Raw genomic sequence first — 15,913 nt, 5'->3', positions numbered from 1 at the left:
GTCAGAGGTGACCTCGGTGCCGGATGTGCCGGAAGTGTCGGACGAATCCGGTGCGCCGGGCGGGACGGAGGTGGCGGGTGCGGCGGAGGCGCCGCGCATACGCCTCGCCGAGCTCGCCGACGGTCCCGAGCTGACCGCCGTCGACTGCGCGACCTGGTCCACCCTGCACGCCGTCTCGGCCCGGCCGGTCCCGCCGTACGACCCCTTCTTCGACTCCAACCACCGGCCCGGGGAGTACCTCGTGGCCACGGACGGGCAGGGCGCGATCCTCGGCTATCTCCGGCTCGCGTCGCCCACCCCGCTCGCCTCCAACCGCCATGTGCGCCAGATCCAGGGCCTCGCCGTCCTGGACCGGGCGCGCGGGCGGGGTGTCGGGCGGGCCCTGCTGCGGGCCGGCTGCGCCGAGGCGAGGCGCCAGGGCGCGGTGCGCATCACCCTGCGGGTGCTCGGGCACAACACACCCGCGCGGGCGCTGTACGCATCCGAGGGCTTCACCCTGGAGGGCGTACTGCCCGGGGAGTTCTGGATCGGCGGACAGTATGTGGACGATGTGCTGATGGGGCGCCCGCTGGGCTGACCGGAACGCGGGGGCCGGGGCCCCGGGATCCTCAGCCGGGGCCGAATCGCTCCCACAGCCGGGGGAACCGGGCCGCCAGCGCCGTCTCGTCGTCGAAGTCGAAGGGCGTGCCCACCGGCTCGGCCGCCTGCGGAGCGATCCCCAGATCCGGCGCCACCACACCGGTGAGCTGCTCATACGCCTCGTCCGCCGCGTACCCGAGCTCCTCGCCGTCGCCGTCGAGCTGCTCGTCGAACTCCTCCAGCAGCTCCGCCAGCGCGTCCGGCTCGTGCACCGCGCCCTCGAAGATCTCCCGGCCCTGGCCGATCAGCCAGCAGCGGAAGTAGTCGAACGCGTCATCGCTCGCGCCCCCCAGCAGCACCGCCGCCGCGCCCCACAGATCCCAGGTGTACGCGCGGTTGTAGCGGGCCTCGAAATGGCGCGCGAAATCCAGCACGGAGTCCGGGTCGAGCTGCGTCAGCCGCTCGACCAGCAGGTCGGCATGTTCGTCCGGGTCGCCCTCGGCGGCCTCGCGGGTGCTGTCGACGATCTCCCAGAACTCCGTCTCGTCCATCACGGGTCCAGCATCACGGCCCACGGGGCGCGGCGCACGCGGAGCCGGGCGAATGACGCCCGGAAGCGGGCCGGATCCGGCCCGAAAGCCGGACAGCGGATGTCGGGCATCCGTGCGACGGTCGTGCGTATGACGACAGGAGAGAGCCGCGGGGCGGCCGGACAGCGGGCGGGGACACGGCGGGCGGAGGCGGCGGACGGACCCCTGGCGGGACGGGTCGCCCTGGTGGCCGGGGCCACCCGCGGGGCCGGCCGCGCCATCGCCGTACAGCTCGGAGCCCTGGGGGCGACCGTCTACGCGACCGGACGCACCACCCGCGAACAGGTCAGCGAGATGGGCCGGCCCGGCGAGACCATCGAGGAGACCGCCGAACTGATCGACGCGGCGGGCGGCCGGGGCATCGCCGTGCCCGCCGACCATCTGGTGCCGGACCGGGTGCGGGAGGTGGTGGCGCGGATCGAGCGCGACCACGGGCGGCTGGACATCCTGGTCAACGACGTCTGGGGCGGCAACTCCCTGCTCGACTTCGACACCCGGATGTGGGACGTCGACCTGGACCGCGGACTGCGCATGATCGACCTCGGCGTCAGGAGCCACATCATCACCAGCTCCATCGCCCTGCCGCTGCTGGTGCGGCGGCCCGGCGGACTGGTCGTGGAGGTCACCGACGGCACCGCCGAGACCAATCGCGGATTCCGCGAGAACTTCTACTACGACCTGGCGAAAAACGCTCCCCTCCGCATGGCGTATCTGCTCGGCGAGGAACTGGCCGATGTGAAGTGCACCGCCGTGGCCGTCACCCCCGGCTTCATCCGCTCGGAGGAGATGCTCGACCACTTCGGCCTCACCGAGGAGACCTGGCGCGACGGCATCCCCCGGCAGGAGCACTGGGCGCTCTCCGAGTCACCGCTCTATCTCGCCCGGGGCGTCGCCGCCCTCGCCGCCGACCCGGAGCGGGACCGGTGGAACGGGAAGTCGCTGGACAGCGGGCGGCTCGCCCGGGAGTACCGCCTCACCGACGCGGACGGCAGCAGGCCGGATGTGTGGGGATACATCCTCGCCCAGCGGGCCGGGGAGAGCCCCGAGGTCAACGACTACCGGTAGCCGGAGCGGACGGCGGGCCCGCGTCCCGGTACAGCGCCGCCGTGCGCTCCGCCGCCTCCGCGAAGAGCGCGCGCAGCTCCGCGGGCTCCACCACCTCCGCCTCCGGGCCCAGGGTGGAGAGCTGTGCGTGCGCCACCGCCGGCGACTCCACCCGCAGGGTGACCGTGACCCGGCCGGAGGCGTCCGGCGGGTCCGCCGCCGCCAGGGCCTCCCGGGCCGCCCCCCGGTCCGTCACATACGGCAGCCGCCGGGCGCCGTCCTCCGTCAGCCGCAGCACCACCTCGGCGCGCAGCAGCGAGCGGGCGAACTGATCCGCCCGCTCCGCCCAGAACCCCGGCAGATCGAACTCCTCGTCCCGGGTGAAGTACGGCTCCCCGGCGGCGGCGCCCGGGGCGCCCGGGGTCCCCGAGGCGGCGGGGGTGCCGGGCGGCGCGGCCCCCGGCACCTCCGCCACCGAGGAGAAACGGTCCACCCGGTACACCCGGAAGCTCTCCTCCACCCGGGCGCACAGATACCAGACCCCCGCCTTCAGCACGAGGCCGTACGGCTCCATCAGCCGCTCCACCCGCGCACCCCGGCGGTTGCCGTACTCCGCCAGGATCCGGCGGTCCTCCCAGACCGCCGCCGCCACCGCCGGCAGCAGGGGCGGGGTCCCGGGCTCCTGGTACCAGCCCGGGGCGTCCAGATGGAAGCGCTGCGCCGCGCTCCGGGGGGCGTCGCCCAGCGCGGGCAGCAGCGCCGCCGAGACCTTCAGCCGGGCCGCCGACGCCGCGTCCTCCAGCCCCATCTCCCGCAGCGCCCCGGGCAGCCCGGAGAGAAAGAGCGCCTCGGCCTCGCTGCGGCCGAGGCCGGTGAGGCGGGTGCGGTAGCCGCCGATCAGCCGGTAGCCGCCCGCGCGGCCCCGGTCCGCGTAGACCGGGACCCCCGCCTCCGACAGGGCCAGCGCGTCCCGGGTGACCGTCCGTTCCGATACCTCCAGCTCACGGGCGAGCTCGGCGCCGGTCATGGAGGACCGGGCCTGGAGGAGCAGAACCATCTTGATCAGCCTGGCAGCGCGCATGGCCCCATCCCATCACCCCGGATGCCCCTTCAGAGGGTCAGAGCAGCGGCTCCTGGAGCTCGGTCACCCACTGCTCCTGATCGGGCGGGCAGGCGAGGGTGACCTCGCGGGCGTAACCCGCCGAGCGGTGGCCGCCCGTGTCCAGCCACCGGGCCAGGGTCTGCTCGGTGGCCACGATCCGGCTCATCGGGCCCCGGTGCACGATGGTCGCCGCCCGCTCGATCGGCGGGAGGTCCACGATCGCGAAGTCCGCCCCGTCCCGCCCGGCCGGCACGGAGACCGTGACCGCCGCGTGCACGATGACGGCGCCGTCGGTACCCGGGGCGTCCTCGTAGTACGCGATACCGGGCCCGGACGGAGTCACCCCGGCCGCGTTCAGCCGGGTGAACAGCTCGTCGTAGAGCGGGCCGATCACCGGGCCGATGTGCTCCGGGGCGTAACTGGCCGCCGTGCCGGTCAGCTCCGCGACCCGTACCGCCGGAACGCTCTTCACAAGAATGTCGCTGGTGGGCATCTGCCCCTCGCTCTCAAGAGAGCGGAGTCTCGCCTCGACCTGGCCGAGCCGGGCCGCCGCGGCGGCCATCGCCTCCGCCAGCTCGGCCCTGCGGAGCACGAGCATGCCGCGCAGCTCCTCCGCGGTCACCCGCTCCCGGAGGATCAGCCCCACCTGTTCCAGGGTGAAGCCGAGATCCTTCAGGGCGACGATCCGGTTGAGCCGGGCGAGCTGGGCCGCCTCGTAGTGCCGATAGCCGGTGACCGGGTCGGTACGGGCCGGGCGCAGCAGCCCGATGGCGTCGTAGTGACGCAGCATGCGGGCCGACACCCGGCCGTACCTGGCGAAATCTCCGATGGTGAACATGACTCCCTCAGTGCACGGGTTCACACGGTGTCAGGGTCAAGTCCGCCCGGCGGATTCTCCCGGCCGGCCGGGGCGACGCGCCCCGGACACGCGCGAACACCCCCGGGCCCTGAGGCCCGGGGGTGTTCGACGGAAAGGAACTAGAGACCGTACCGGTCCCGGGCGTCCTTCACGGCCGAGGCCGGGACCTCGCCGCGCCGCGCCAGCTGCGCCAGCGCCGCGACCGTGATCGACTGCGCGTCCACACCGAAGTGACGGCGGGCCGCGTCCCGGGTGTCGGAGAGGCCGAAGCCGTCCGTGCCGAGCGAGGACCACTCCTGCTCCACCCACTGGCTGATCTGGTCCGGCACCTGCCGCATCCAGTCGCTGACCGCCAGCACCGGACCCGGGGCGCCCTCCAGCGCCTTGCGGATGTACGGGGTGCGCTGCTCACCGCGGAGCAGGGCCGCGTCGGACTCCAGCGCGTCCCGGCGCAGCTCGCCCCAGGAGGTCGCGGACCAGACATCGGCCGTGACGCCCCAGTCGGCGGCGAGCAGCCGCTGGGCCTCCAGGGCCCAGTGGATCGCCGTACCGGAGGCCAGCAGCTGGAGGCGCGGCGCGGTCGCGGACGGCGCCTCGCCCTCCTTGAAGCGGTACAGACCCCGGATGATGCCCTCCTCCACGCCCTCGGGCATGGCGGGCTGCGGCTTGGGCTCGTTGTAGACGGTGAGGTAGTAGAAGACGTCCGAGTCCTCGCCCGGGCGGGCCTCGCCGTACATCCGGCGCAGGCCCTCCTTGACGATCACCGCGATCTCGTACGCGAACGCCGGGTCGTAGTTGAGCGACGCCGGGTTCGTGGAGGCGATCAGATGCGAGTGGCCGTCCGCGTGCTGGAGACCCTCACCGGTGAGGGTGGTGCGGCCCGCCGTGGCGCCCACGATGAAGCCCTTGCCGAGCTGGTCGGCGAGCTGCCACATCTGGTCGCCGGTGCGCTGCCAGCCGAACATCGAGTAGAAGATGTAGAAGGGGATCATCGTCTCGCCGTGCGTCGCGTACGACGTGGACGCGGCGATGAAGTCCGCCATGGCACCGGCCTCGGTGATCCCCTCGTTGAGGATCTGGCCGTCCTTGGCCTCCTTGTAGTACATCAGCTGGTCGCGGTCGACCGGGTCGTACGTCTGGCCCAGCGGCGAGTAGATGCCGGCGGACGGGAAGAGCGACTCCATGCCGAAGGTGCGGGCCTCGTCGGGGACGATCGGAACCCAGCGCCTGCCGGTCTCCTTGTCCCGCATCAGGTCCTTGACCAGGCGGACGAAGGCCATGGTGGTGGCCATCTCCTGCTTGCCGGAGCCCTTCTCCAGCGCCTTGAACGCACGCTGCTCCGGCGCGGGCAGCGCCGCCGCGCGCACCCGGCGGGCCGGCGCGGGGCCGCCGAGGGCCGCGCGGCGCTCCTGGAGGTAGCGGACCTCGGGGGAGTCGGCGCCGGGGTGGCCGTAGGGCACCAGGCCGCTCTCGAAGGCGCTGTCCGGGATCGGGAGTCCCAGCAGCTCGCGCATGTCCTTGAACTCGTCGATGGACAGCTTCTTCATCTGGTGGTTGGCGTTCTTCGACTCGAAGCCCTTGCCGAGGGTGTGACCCTTCACCGTCTGGGCGAGGATCACCGTCGGCGCGCCCTTGTGGGCGAGGGCCGCGCGGTACGCCGCGTACACCTTGCGGGCCTCGTGGCCGCCGCGGGAGGTGTGGAAACACTCGGAGATCTGCGCGTCGGTCAGGACCTTCGCGAGCTCGGCGAGGGCGGGCTCGACGCTGAAGAAGTGCTCGCGGATGTAGGCGATGTCACGGGTGGCGTACGTCTGGAACTGCGCGTCGGGCACCGTGCGCAGCCGGCGTACCAGCGCGCCCGTGGTGTCGAGGGCGAAGAGCTCGTCCCAGGCGGAGCCCCACAGGGTCTTCACGACATTCCAGCCGGCGCCCCGGAACTGCGCCTCCAGCTCCTGCACGATCTTGAAGTTGGCGCGGACCGGGCCGTCGAGCCGCTGCAGATTGCAGTTGATGACGAAGGTCAGATTGTCGAGCTGCTCACGGGCCGCGAGGGCGAGGGCGGCGGTCGACTCGGGCTCGTCCATCTCGCCGTCGCCCAGGAAGGCCCAGACGTGCGAGTTGGCGGTGTCCTTGATGGAGCGGTTGTGCAGATAGCGGTTGAAGCGCGCCTGGTAGATCGCCGAGAGCGGGCCGAGGCCCATGGAGACGGTGGGGAACTCCCACAGCCAGGGCAGCCGCCGCGGGTGCGGATACGAGGGCAGACCGGCGCCGCCGGACTCCTGGCGGAAATTGTCCAGGTGGGCCTCGGTGAGGCGGCCGTCGAGGAAGGCGCGGGCGTAGATGCCGGGCGACGCGTGGCCCTGGATGTAGAGCTGGTCGCCGCTGCCGTCGCCCTCCTTGCCGCGGAAGAAGTGGTTGAAGCCGGTCTCGTAGAGCCAGGCGGCGGAGGCGAAGGTGGCTATGTGGCCGCCGACGCCGAAGCGCGAGCCGCGGGTCACCATGGCGGCGGCGTTCCACCGGTTCCACGCGGTGATCCGCTGCTCCATCGCCTCGTCGCCGTCGAAGGCGGGCTCGGCGGAGGTGGGGATGGTGTTGACGTAGTCCGTCTCCAGCAGCCGCGGCACCGGGACTCCGGCGGCCTGGGCGTGGTGGAGCGTGCGGCGCATCAGGTACGCGGCGCGATGCGGGCCGGCGTGCCTGGCGACGGCGTCGAGGGAGGCCGCCCATTCGGCGGTCTCCTCGGCGTCGCGGTCCGGGAGCTGGTCGAGCTCGCTCGGAAGCTTGCCTACGGGGTCGGACATGATCGCCGCCTTCCGGACTGGGAGGGGGTGGAACAGGGGGGTGTAAGGGGTGCCGTGTCTGGCAGGACAGGGCGTGGGGATGCCCTTGACGGAGAACCCCGCAGAGACTGTAAGCCGCTGATCGATGATCGATCAAAGTATTCGGAGATAAAACTTCTCCGTAAAGCGAAATTGGCATGCCGTGCCGCAAAATAGGGCACTCCGTGCCGCGATATGGGGCGGTTGGGGCTGTTGGGGTGGGTGGCTCGTCCGCCGGCCGCGTTCTCAGGCCCGGGGCGCGCAGCCGAGAACATGCGACTTGACGAGCTGGCCGATCTCCGGATCCTGCCGCTTGAACGCCTGGACGAGCGCGTCGTGCTCCTCCGCGTACGACTGCTGGACGGTCCCCAGCCAGCGGATCGACAGCGCGGTGAAGACCTCGATGCCCAGCCCCTCCCAGGTGTGCAGCAGCACCGCATTGCCCGCCGCCCGCACCAGCTCCCGGTGAAAGGCGACGGTGTGCCGCACCTGCCCCGCCGAGTCGCCCGCCAGATCCGCCGCGTACAACGCTGTGACCTGCGGTTCCAGCGCCGAACAGTCATCGGCGAGCCGGTCAGCCGCCAGCTCGGCGGCGATCTGCTCCAGACCGGCCCGGACCGGGTAGCTCTCCTCCAGATCGGCCGCGGTGAGATTCCGTACGCGTACGCCCTTGTTCGGCGCCGACTCGATCAGCCGCAGGCTCTCCAGCTCCCGCAGCGCCTCCCGGACCGGGGTCTGGGAGACCTGGAGCTCGGTCGCGATGCCCCGCTCCACGATCCGCTCACCCGGCTTCCAGCGCCCGCTGACGATCCCCTCCACGATGTGGGCGCGGATCTGCTCCCGCAGCGATTGGACGACGGGCGGGGTCATGAAGGCTCCTTCAGGGGGGCACCGGCTGATACCGGCGAGTACAGCCATCGATTATGCGCCTCGCGGGGGAGCGGGCACTTCGAACACGAGGAAGCGCCCCCGCCCGGTTCCGGGTGGGGGCGCTTCCGCACAGCACTGCCGCCGGGTCTCAGAGACCCAGCTCGACCTCGAACTCGCCCGCTTCGAGGATCGCCTTGACCGCCGACAGGTAGCGGGCGGCGTCGGCGCCGTCCACCAGACGGTGGTCGTAGGAGAGCGACAGGTACGTCATGTCACGGACGCCGATGACGGTGCCCTCGGCGGTCTCGATGACCGCCGGGCGCTTGACCGTCGCGCCGATGCCCAGGATGGCGGCCTGGTTCGGCGGCACGATCACGGTGTCGAAGAGCGCACCGCGCGAACCGGTGTTGCTGATCGTGAAGGTCGCGCCCGCCAGGTCGTCCGGCCGGATCTTGTTGGAGCGCACGGCCCCCGCGAGTTCCGCCGTCTTCTTGGCGATGCCGGCGATGTTCAGATCGCCCGCGCCCTTGATGACCGGCGTCATCAGACCCTTCTCGGAGTCCACGGCGATGCCGATGTTCTCCGAGTCGAAGTACGTGATGGTGCCCTCGTCCTCGTTGATCCGGGCGTTGATGATCGGGTGCGCCTTCAGGGCCTGCGCCGCCGCCTTCACGAAGAAGGGCATCGGCGACAGCTTGACGCCCTCGCGGGCGGCGAAGCTGTTCTTGGCCTGGTTGCGCAGCCGCATCAGCTTGGTGATGTCGACCTCGACCACCGAGGTCAGCTGCGCCTGGCTGTGCAGCGCCTTCATCATGTTGTCGCCGATGAGCTTGCGCATCCGGGTCATCTTGACCGTCTGGCCGCGCAGCGGGGAGACCTCCAGGGCGGGGGTCTTCGCGGCGGCGGCCGGTGCGGCGGCGGGCGCCGCCGGAGCCGGTGCGGCGGCCTTGGCGGCCGCGGCAGCCGCTGCCTCGGCGGCGGAGATGACGTCCTGCTTGCGGATGCGGCCGCCGACGCCGGTGCCCTTGACCTCGGAGAGGTTCACGCTGTTCTCGGCGGCGAGCTTGCGGACCAGGGGGGTCACGTAAGCGTCACCGGAGGGGACAGCCACAGGCGCGGCGGGAGCGGCGGGAGCCGGAGCCGGTGCCGGGGCGGCGGCCGGAGCCGGAGCCGGAGCGGCCGGAGCGGGCGCCGGGGCCTGCTGAACCGGGGCGGGCGCGGGCGCGGGAGCCGGAGCCGGAGCCGGGGTGGGCTCCGGTGCCGGTGCCGGTGCCGGTGCCGGGGCGGCGGGCTGGGCGGGTGCGGCCGGAGCCGTACCCGGAGCACCGATGACGGCCAGCTTGGCGCCGACCTCGGCGGTCTCGTCCTCGCCGACCGTGATCTCCAGCAGCACACCGGCGACGGGCGCCGGGATCTCGGTGTCGACCTTGTCGGTGGACACCTCCAGCAGCGGCTCATCGGCCTCGACCGAGTCGCCGACCTCCTTCAGCCAGCGGGTGACGGTGCCCTCGGTGACGCTCTCGCCGAGGGCCGGGAGGGTGACGTCCGTACCGCTCGCACCGCCCGCGGGCGCGGCCGGAGCCGGTTCCGGAGCGGCGGCCGGGGCCTCGGCGGCGGGTGCCTCGGCGGCCGGCGCGGGGGCCGGCTCCGGGGCGGCGGCGGGCTCCGGGGCGGCGGCCGGGGCCGGGGCCTCGGCGGCGGGAGCCTCGGCGGCGGCGGGCGCGCCCGAGCCGTCGTCGATGATCGCCAGCTCGGCGCCGACCTCGACGGTCTCGTCCTCGGCGACCTTGATGGACGCCAGAATGCCCGAGGCGGGGGCCGGGATCTCGGTGTCGACCTTGTCGGTCGAGACCTCCAGCAACGGCTCATCGGCCTCGACGCGCTCGCCCTCGGCCTTGAGCCAGCGGGTGACAGTGCCCTCCGTGACGCTCTCGCCGAGCGCCGGCAGGGTTACGGAAACCGACATGGTTTCAGTTGCTCCTAACGATGGGGTCTCCCCAGCTCAAGCGAAGCGCGAGCGTGGGGGAAGTGCGGAAGTGGTCGTCGCGCCCGAGCGGGTCAGTCATGCGCGTGCAGCGGCTTGCCGGCCAGGGCCAGGTGGGCCTCGCCGAGCGCCTCGTTCTGCGTCGGGTGCGCGTGGATGAGCTGCGCGACCTCGGCCGGCAGCGCCTCCCAGTTGTAGATCAGCTGCGCTTCGCCGATCTGCTCGCCCATCCGGTCACCGACCATGTGGACGCCGACCACGGCACCGTCCTTGACCTGGACGAGCTTGATCTCGCCCTGGGTCTTCAGGATCCTGCTCTTGCCGTTGCCCCCGAGGTTGTACTTGAGGACGACGACCTTGTCCGCACCGTGGACCTCCTTGGCCTTCGCCTCGGTCAGGCCGACGGAGGCGACCTCGGGGTGGCAGTACGTCACCCGGGGCACGCCGTCGTAGTCGATCGGGACGGTCTTCAGACCGGCCAGACGCTCCGCCACCAGGATGCCCTCGGCGAAGCCGACGTGCGCGAGCTGGAGGGTGGGAACGAGGTCGCCGACGGCGGAGATCGTCGGGATGTTGGTCTGCATGTACCCGTCCACGAGGACATGGCCGCGCTCGATGGCGACGCCCTGCTCCTCGTAGCCGAGACCGGCCGAGACCGGGCCGCGGCCGACCGCGACCAGCAGCACCTCGGCCTCGAAGGTCTTGCCGTCCGCCAGCGTGACGCGGACGCCGTTCTCGGTGTACTCGGCCTTCTCGAAGAAGGTGCCGAGGTTGAACTTGATGCCGCGCTTGCGGAACGCGCGCTCAAGAAGCTTGGAGCTGTTCTCGTCCTCGGCCGGGACCAGGTGCTTCAGGCCCTCGATCACGGTCACATCGGCGCCGAAGGACTTCCAGGCGGAAGCGAACTCGACACCGATGACGCCGCCGCCCAGCACGATCGCGGACTGCGGTACGCGGTCCAGCTTCAGCGCGTGGTCGGAGGAGATGATGCGGTTGCCGTCGATCTCCAGGCCCGGCAGCGACTTCGGTACGGAGCCGGTCGCCAGCAGAATGTGACGGCCCTCCACCCGGGTGCCGTTGACATCGACGGAGGTCGGCGAGGAGAGCCGGCCCGCACCTTCGATGACGGTGACCTTGCGGGAGGCGATCAGGCCGGTCAGACCCTTGTAGAGGCCCGAGATCACGTCGTCCTTGTACTTGTGGACGGCCGCGATGTCGATGCCCTGGAAGGTGGCGAGAACTCCGAACTGCTCGGACTCGCGCGCCTGGTCGGCGATCTCACCGGCGTGCAGCAGCGCCTTGGTGGGGATGCAACCCTGGTGCAGGCAGGTGCCGCCGACCTTGTCCTTCTCGATCAGGGCGACGTCCAGGCCCAGCTGAGCCCCGCGCAGCGCCGCAGCGTAACCGCCGCTACCGCCGCCGAGGATCACTAGGTCGAAAACGGTGCTGGCGTCGTTCGCCACGTCACGTCCTCCATGCATGTGCGCCGGCGCCGGGATCCCCTCTGTCCCGGGGGAACCGGCCGTTCGGCTGGTGTGCGGCCGCTGATTCGTCGGCCCTCTGGTCGGGGCCCTGTCCTGCCGAGAACCCATCTTTGCACTTGTTGGCCGAAGAAGGGACGCGGGGCAGGGGTCTGAGGGCGTCTGATCGATCACCCCAAGGGTTACCGGTCCGTAGCAACGGTTCCGGGGCACCCTCTGATTCCGTCCCCGGAGGCGGTTTCACAGAGAGCGAACGGCCCCTTCGGGGTCCGGTCCGCCACCGTCACCGAGGGGCGCCGGGGGCGATCGCCGGGTGATGGCGGCGGTGACCGCGGGACGCCGGGGGCGATCGCCGGGTGATGGCGGCGGTGACCGCGGGGCGACGGGGCGTGAGGGCGGCGGTGACCGGGGGGCGACGGCGGGTGAGGGCGTACGGCCCCGGCTTCGAGCCCGGCTCCAGCGCGGGTACGGGTCCGGCACCAGCGGGAGGGGGGACGCGTACGGCCCCGGGCCGATGCGTGGCCCGGGGCCGTACCCGTGTCTCCGTGTCCCGCGCCTCCGCGTACCCGGTGTACTCGGTCCGGTTCCCCGGGGCGGCCGTCCGCCGATGTCGGCCGCCCCGGGGAAATCCGTCCCTGTGGTCATCCGTCCCGGGGATCACCCCGGTCCGGAGGTCACCCGCCTCGCGGGTGTCCCGGTGCGGTCAGCCGAGGTCGCCGGCGCCGATCCGCTCCGCCAGCCGGACCAGGGTGCGCACCGAGGAGCCGGTGCCGCCCTTGGGGGTGTAGCCGTACGGCGCGCCCTCGTGGAAGGCCGGGCCCGCGATGTCCAGGTGCGCCCAGCTGATGCCCTCGCCCACGAACTCCTTCAGGAAGAGCCCGGCCACCAGGCCGCCGCCCATCCGCTCGCCCATGTTGGCGATGTCGGCGGTCGGGGAGTCCATGCCCTTGCGCAGGTCCGCCGGGAGCGGCATCGGCCAGGACTGCTCGCCGACCTCCTCCGCGGTCTCGTGGACGGCGGTCCGGAAGGCGTCGTCGTTGCTCATGATGCCGAAGGTGCGGTTGCCGAGGGCGACCATCATCGCGCCGGTCAGGGTCGCGACGTTCACGATCGCGTCCGGCTTCTCCTCGGACGCCTTCCACAGGGCGTCCGCGAGCACCAGCCGGCCCTCGGCGTCGGTGTTGAGCACCTCCACCGTCTTGCCGCTGTACATGCGCAGCACGTCGCCGGGCCGGGTGGCGCTGCCGGACGGCATGTTCTCGGCGAGCGCCAGCCAGCCGGTGACATTGACCGGGAGGCCGAGCCGGGCGGCGGCGATGACGGCCGCGAACACGGCGGCGGCACCGGCCATGTCGCACTTCATGGTCTCGTTGTGACCGGCCGGCTTGAGGGAGATGCCGCCCGAGTCGTAGGTGATGCCCTTGCCGACCAGGGCGAGGGTCTTGGAGTCCTTGGCGTGGGTGTAGGTGAGCTTCACCAGCCGGGGCGGGTTCTGCGAGCCCTGGCCGACGCCGAGGATGCCGCCGAAGCCGCCCTTGAGGAGCGCCTTCTCGTCCAGCACCTGAACCTTGACACCGACCTCCTTGGCGGCGGCGGAGGCCACCGCGGCGAACGCCTCGGGGGTGAGGTCGTTCGGCGGGGTGTTGACCAGGTCGCGGGCGCGGTTGATCTCCTCGGTCACCGCGATGGCGCGCTCGGCGGCGGCCTTGTAGGCCTTGTCGCGCGGCTTGGCGCCCAGCAGGGCGACCTCGGCGAGCGGACCCTTGGGGCCGCCGTCCTTCTTGCCGCCGCCCTGGTAGGCGGTGAAGGCGTACGCGCCCAGCAGCGCGCCCTCGGCGATCGCCTCGGCGTCCTCGGTGGCCTCGATCGGCAGCGCGAACGCGGCCTTCTTCGCCCCGGCCAGCGTGCGGGCGGCGGCACCGGCCGCGCGGCGCAGCGTCTCGGCGGCGTACGCCTCGTCCTTGGCGGGGGCGGCACCGAGGCCGACCGCGATGACCACCGGCGTCTTGAGCCCGGCCGGCGAGGGAAGCTTGGTCACCTCGCCCTCGGCACCCGAGGCACCGAGGGTCTCCAGGACGGCGGCGAGCTTTCCGTCGAACGCCTTGTCCACGGCCTCCGCGCCCGGTGCGACGACCGGACCCTTGGCGCCCTTCGCGACCCCGACGACAAGGGCGTCGGCGCGCAGCGTCGCGGCGCCGGCAGTGCTGAGAGTGAGAGCAGTCACGGTGGTGAAATCTCGCTTCCGTTGAGTTCCTGGGCCTTTCGGGCCCGTTGTGGGGATAGGTCGACATCCCGCCCGGGGAGAGCCTACGCGCGGTCACATTCCCGTCCCACGGCGGCGGTGGCCCCGCACCCGCCGTCCGGCCGGGCCGGCTCCGCCCCGGGCCCTTGCGGGCCGGGCCCGCCGGGCACTCCGGCACCCCGGCGCGCGGGCGCCGCGCACATCCGTACGCCCCGGGGGCACGGCTGTGCGCCGGGGTGACGCCGTGTACGGAGGGTGGTGAAGCGGCGGCGGATTCCCCCGGGCGCCGGCGCCCAACGGCCGCGCCCGGCAGGGACGATGACCCCCGGCCCCGAGAGGTGTCCGGCCCGGTCCGATCCACACCGCGCGGCGCCCGGAGCGGGCCCGGCGGCGGCGTCCCGCGCGGTGCGCGTCCGGTGGCGTCCGGTTCCGCGGGTGCGCGTCCGGTGACGGAGCCCCGCTTCGCAGCCGGCCGGCGGCGGCTCGTCCGGTACGCGTCGGGCGGCGTGCGGCCCGATGCGACGCGGACCCGGCGGCCCGCCGCCGTACTCCGCGCGATCTTCCCGACCGGGACGCCCCCGACGGCGATGGACCGACCGCCCGCCCGGCACGGTGCGGTCCCGGGGACATCCGGCCTGCTCCGCACCGGACCCGGGGCGTCCCGCCGCCCTCGGGCGGGGCCGGGCCGGTTCAGCCCAGGAGGAGTACGACCAGGCAGACCGTCGCCGCGGTCTCCGCCAGGCCGCCGAAGACATCGCCCGTCACCCCGCCGAACCGCCGGACGCAGTGCCGCGACAGCAGCTCCGCCGCCGCGAGCCCGGCGAGGACGGCCAGGGCCTGCCGGAGGGCGGCCGGGCCGCCGAGGGCCGCGCCGGCGCCCGCGCAGGCCGCCGTCACCACCGCGGTCACCAGGAGGGCGGCGGATACCGGGACGGTCTCCGCGACCGCCGCGCCCAGGCCCTCGGGCCGGGCGGCCGGCACTCCCGCCCGGGCCGCGAGGGTGAGGGCGAGACGGGCCGTCACCCCGGCCGTGAGGGCGCCGAGCGCGCCGTGCGCCCAGCTCTCCCCGTACAGCTCGGCGAGGGCCGCGACCTGCGCGAGCAGCACGAGGAGCAGGGTGATGACACCGAACGGCCCGATGTCCGACTGCTTCATGATCCGCAGCGCGTCCCCGGCGGGCTTCCCGCTGCCGAGACCGTCGGCGGTGTCGGCGAGGCCGTCGAGATGGAGCCCCCGGGTGAGGACGGCGGGCACGGCGACGGCCGCCACGGCGGCGAGCGGCGGCCCGGTGCCCGCCAGGAGGAGCAGTCCGCCGGCCGCCGCCGCGAGAAGCCCCGCCACCGCCCCGGCGAGCGGGGCGCAGAGCATGCCCGCGCGTGCCGCCCCCCGGTCCCAGCGGGTGACCCGGACCGGCAGCACCGTCAGGGTGCCGAAGGCGAAACGTATCCCGGCCGCCGCGGAGGGGCCCCTCACTTCATCGTCCACCGCCGCAGGGTAGCCCGGACGCCACTGCGCAGGGCGAATGGTGACGCAGGGGATAAATTGCGCATACATCATGTGCTGCTGCCGGAACGGACGGGGACGATCTGCATGGGCGGCTGGTTCCGGGAGAACATCCTCGACGCCGGGAAGCTCCCGACGCTGCTGGCCCTCGCCTCCTTCGTGCTCACCTTCCTCATCACCCGCACGGTCACCCGGCTGATCAGGGCCGGCCGCGGGCCGTTCCGGAACATCACCCCCGGCGGGATGCACATCCACCATGTGGTTCCGGGGGTCGTGCTGATGGTCGTCGGCGGCTTCGGCGCGGTCGGCAGCGGCCGGTACGGGGTCGCCGCGAGTGTCTGCGCGGTCGTCTTCGGCATCGGCGCGGGGCTGGTGCTCGACGAGTTCGCGCTGATCGTGCACATTCACGACGTCTACTGGAGCGAGGAGGGCCGCCAGAGCGTGGAGGTGGTCATCCTCGCCACCGCCCTCGCCTCGCTGGTGCTCAGCGGTTTCTCCCCGCTCGGCGTGGACACGCTCTCCCCGGACGAGCGCGAGGACCGTGTCACCGTCGTCGCGACCCTGGTGGTGAACTTCCTGCTGGTGCTGATCACCCTCGCCAAGGGCAAGCTCCGGATGGCGCTCATCGGGGTGCTGGTCCCCTTCGTGGCGGTCTTCGGAGCGGTACGGCTGGCCCGGCCCGGCTCCCTGTGGGCCCGCCGCTTCTACCGCGGACGCCACCGGGCCCGCGCCCGGGCCGCCCTGCGCTCCTACCGCCACGACCGCCGCTGGGACCGGCCGCGCCGCCGGCTCCAGGATCTGATCGGCGGCGCCCCGGACCGGGCGGACTAACCCTTCGAA

Annotated in this window: 12 protein-coding genes; 3 read left to right on the top strand and 9 right to left on the bottom strand. The window is 72.8% G+C overall.

Going from position 1 to position 15,913, the window contains the following annotated elements; translation table 11 throughout:
* Window positions 1–97 precede the first annotated feature (97 nt).
* A complete protein-coding gene (locus tag AAFN69_RS04160) occupies window positions 98–577 on the top strand; it encodes a GNAT family N-acetyltransferase (protein WP_347727264.1) in 480 nt (159 codons plus the stop codon).
* 31 nt (window positions 578–608) lie between these two features.
* On the opposite strand, the gene AAFN69_RS04155 is transcribed toward AAFN69_RS04160, so the two are convergent.
* Window positions 609–1,130, bottom strand: coding sequence for a DUF4240 domain-containing protein (locus tag AAFN69_RS04155; protein ID WP_347727263.1), 522 nt, complete (start codon window positions 1,128–1,130; stop codon window positions 609–611).
* 129 nt (window positions 1,131–1,259) lie between these two features.
* Between AAFN69_RS04155 and AAFN69_RS04150 the strand changes: the two genes are divergently transcribed.
* On the top strand, window positions 1,260–2,234 hold the full coding sequence (locus AAFN69_RS04150) for an SDR family oxidoreductase (protein WP_347726882.1): 975 nt from the start codon (window positions 1,260–1,262) through the stop codon (window positions 2,232–2,234).
* Here the strand turns inward: AAFN69_RS04150 and AAFN69_RS04145 are convergent.
* The 8 genes from AAFN69_RS04145 to AAFN69_RS04110 all read right to left on the bottom strand — a co-directional run bounded on the left by AAFN69_RS04145 (window position 2,218) and on the right by AAFN69_RS04110 (window position 15,055).
* Entirely contained in the window at window positions 2,218–3,294 is a 1,077-nt protein-coding gene (locus AAFN69_RS04145; protein WP_347726881.1) for a WYL domain-containing protein, read from the bottom strand. The genes AAFN69_RS04150 and AAFN69_RS04145 overlap by 17 nt on opposite strands.
* A 37-nt stretch (window positions 3,295–3,331) precedes the next feature.
* Entirely contained in the window at window positions 3,332–4,153 is an 822-nt protein-coding gene (locus tag AAFN69_RS04140) for a MerR family transcriptional regulator (protein WP_347726880.1), read from the bottom strand.
* Between the two features lie 140 nt (window positions 4,154–4,293).
* Window positions 4,294–6,975 carry a pyruvate dehydrogenase (acetyl-transferring), homodimeric type gene (gene aceE / locus AAFN69_RS04135; RefSeq protein ID WP_347726879.1) on the bottom strand — a complete coding sequence of 894 codons (2,682 nt, stop codon included), beginning with the start codon at window positions 6,973–6,975 and terminating at the stop codon, window positions 4,294–4,296.
* A gap of 264 nt (window positions 6,976–7,239) precedes the next feature.
* Window positions 7,240–7,863: a GntR family transcriptional regulator gene (locus AAFN69_RS04130; protein WP_347726878.1), complete on the bottom strand. Its 624-nt coding sequence runs from the start codon at window positions 7,861–7,863 to the stop codon at window positions 7,240–7,242.
* A gap of 148 nt (window positions 7,864–8,011) precedes the next feature.
* Window positions 8,012–9,829, bottom strand: coding sequence for a 2-oxoglutarate dehydrogenase, E2 component, dihydrolipoamide succinyltransferase (sucB, locus tag AAFN69_RS04125; RefSeq protein ID WP_347726877.1), 1,818 nt, complete (start codon window positions 9,827–9,829; stop codon window positions 8,012–8,014).
* Window positions 9,830–9,921: 92 nt separating this feature from the next.
* Window positions 9,922–11,310: a dihydrolipoyl dehydrogenase gene (lpdA, locus tag AAFN69_RS04120; RefSeq protein WP_347726876.1), complete on the bottom strand. Its 1,389-nt coding sequence runs from the start codon at window positions 11,308–11,310 to the stop codon at window positions 9,922–9,924.
* Between the two features lie 721 nt (window positions 11,311–12,031).
* Window positions 12,032–13,552, bottom strand: coding sequence for a leucyl aminopeptidase (locus AAFN69_RS04115; protein WP_347726875.1), 1,521 nt, complete (start codon window positions 13,550–13,552; stop codon window positions 12,032–12,034).
* Between the two features lie 708 nt (window positions 13,553–14,260).
* Entirely contained in the window at window positions 14,261–15,055 is a 795-nt protein-coding gene (locus AAFN69_RS04110) for an adenosylcobinamide-GDP ribazoletransferase (RefSeq protein ID WP_347726874.1), read from the bottom strand.
* A gap of 105 nt (window positions 15,056–15,160) precedes the next feature.
* Between AAFN69_RS04110 and AAFN69_RS04105 the strand changes: the two genes are divergently transcribed.
* Window positions 15,161–15,904, top strand: a complete 744-nt coding sequence (locus AAFN69_RS04105) for a hypothetical protein (RefSeq protein WP_347727262.1) — start codon at window positions 15,161–15,163, stop codon at window positions 15,902–15,904.
* The last annotated feature ends 9 nt before the right edge of the window (window positions 15,905–15,913 follow it).

It is taken from the genome of Streptomyces sp. CAU 1734 (genome assembly GCF_039888735.1).
In the GTDB taxonomy this organism is placed as follows: domain Bacteria; phylum Actinomycetota; class Actinomycetes; order Streptomycetales; family Streptomycetaceae; genus Streptomyces.
The sequence above is the reverse complement of the archived record's forward strand: the minus strand, read 5'-3'. Positions and strand labels throughout refer to the sequence as shown.

Coding starts and splice junctions, on each gene's coding strand:
- AAFN69_RS04155 (WP_347727263.1), bottom strand. CDS start 1,130: ATGGACGAGACGGAGTTCTGGGAGATCGTCGACAGCACCCGCGAGGCC.
- AAFN69_RS04150 (WP_347726882.1), top strand. CDS start 1,260: ATGACGACAGGAGAGAGCCGCGGGGCGGCCGGACAGCGGGCGGGGACA.
- AAFN69_RS04145 (WP_347726881.1), bottom strand. CDS start 3,294: ATGCGCGCTGCCAGGCTGATCAAGATGGTTCTGCTCCTCCAGGCCCGG.
- AAFN69_RS04140 (WP_347726880.1), bottom strand. CDS start 4,153: ATGTTCACCATCGGAGATTTCGCCAGGTACGGCCGGGTGTCGGCCCGC.
- aceE (WP_347726879.1), bottom strand. CDS start 6,975: ATGTCCGACCCCGTAGGCAAGCTTCCGAGCGAGCTCGACCAGCTCCCG.
- AAFN69_RS04130 (WP_347726878.1), bottom strand. CDS start 7,863: ATGACCCCGCCCGTCGTCCAATCGCTGCGGGAGCAGATCCGCGCCCAC.
- sucB (WP_347726877.1), bottom strand. CDS start 9,829: ATGTCGGTTTCCGTAACCCTGCCGGCGCTCGGCGAGAGCGTCACGGAG.
- AAFN69_RS04105 (WP_347727262.1), top strand. CDS start 15,161: ATGGGCGGCTGGTTCCGGGAGAACATCCTCGACGCCGGGAAGCTCCCG.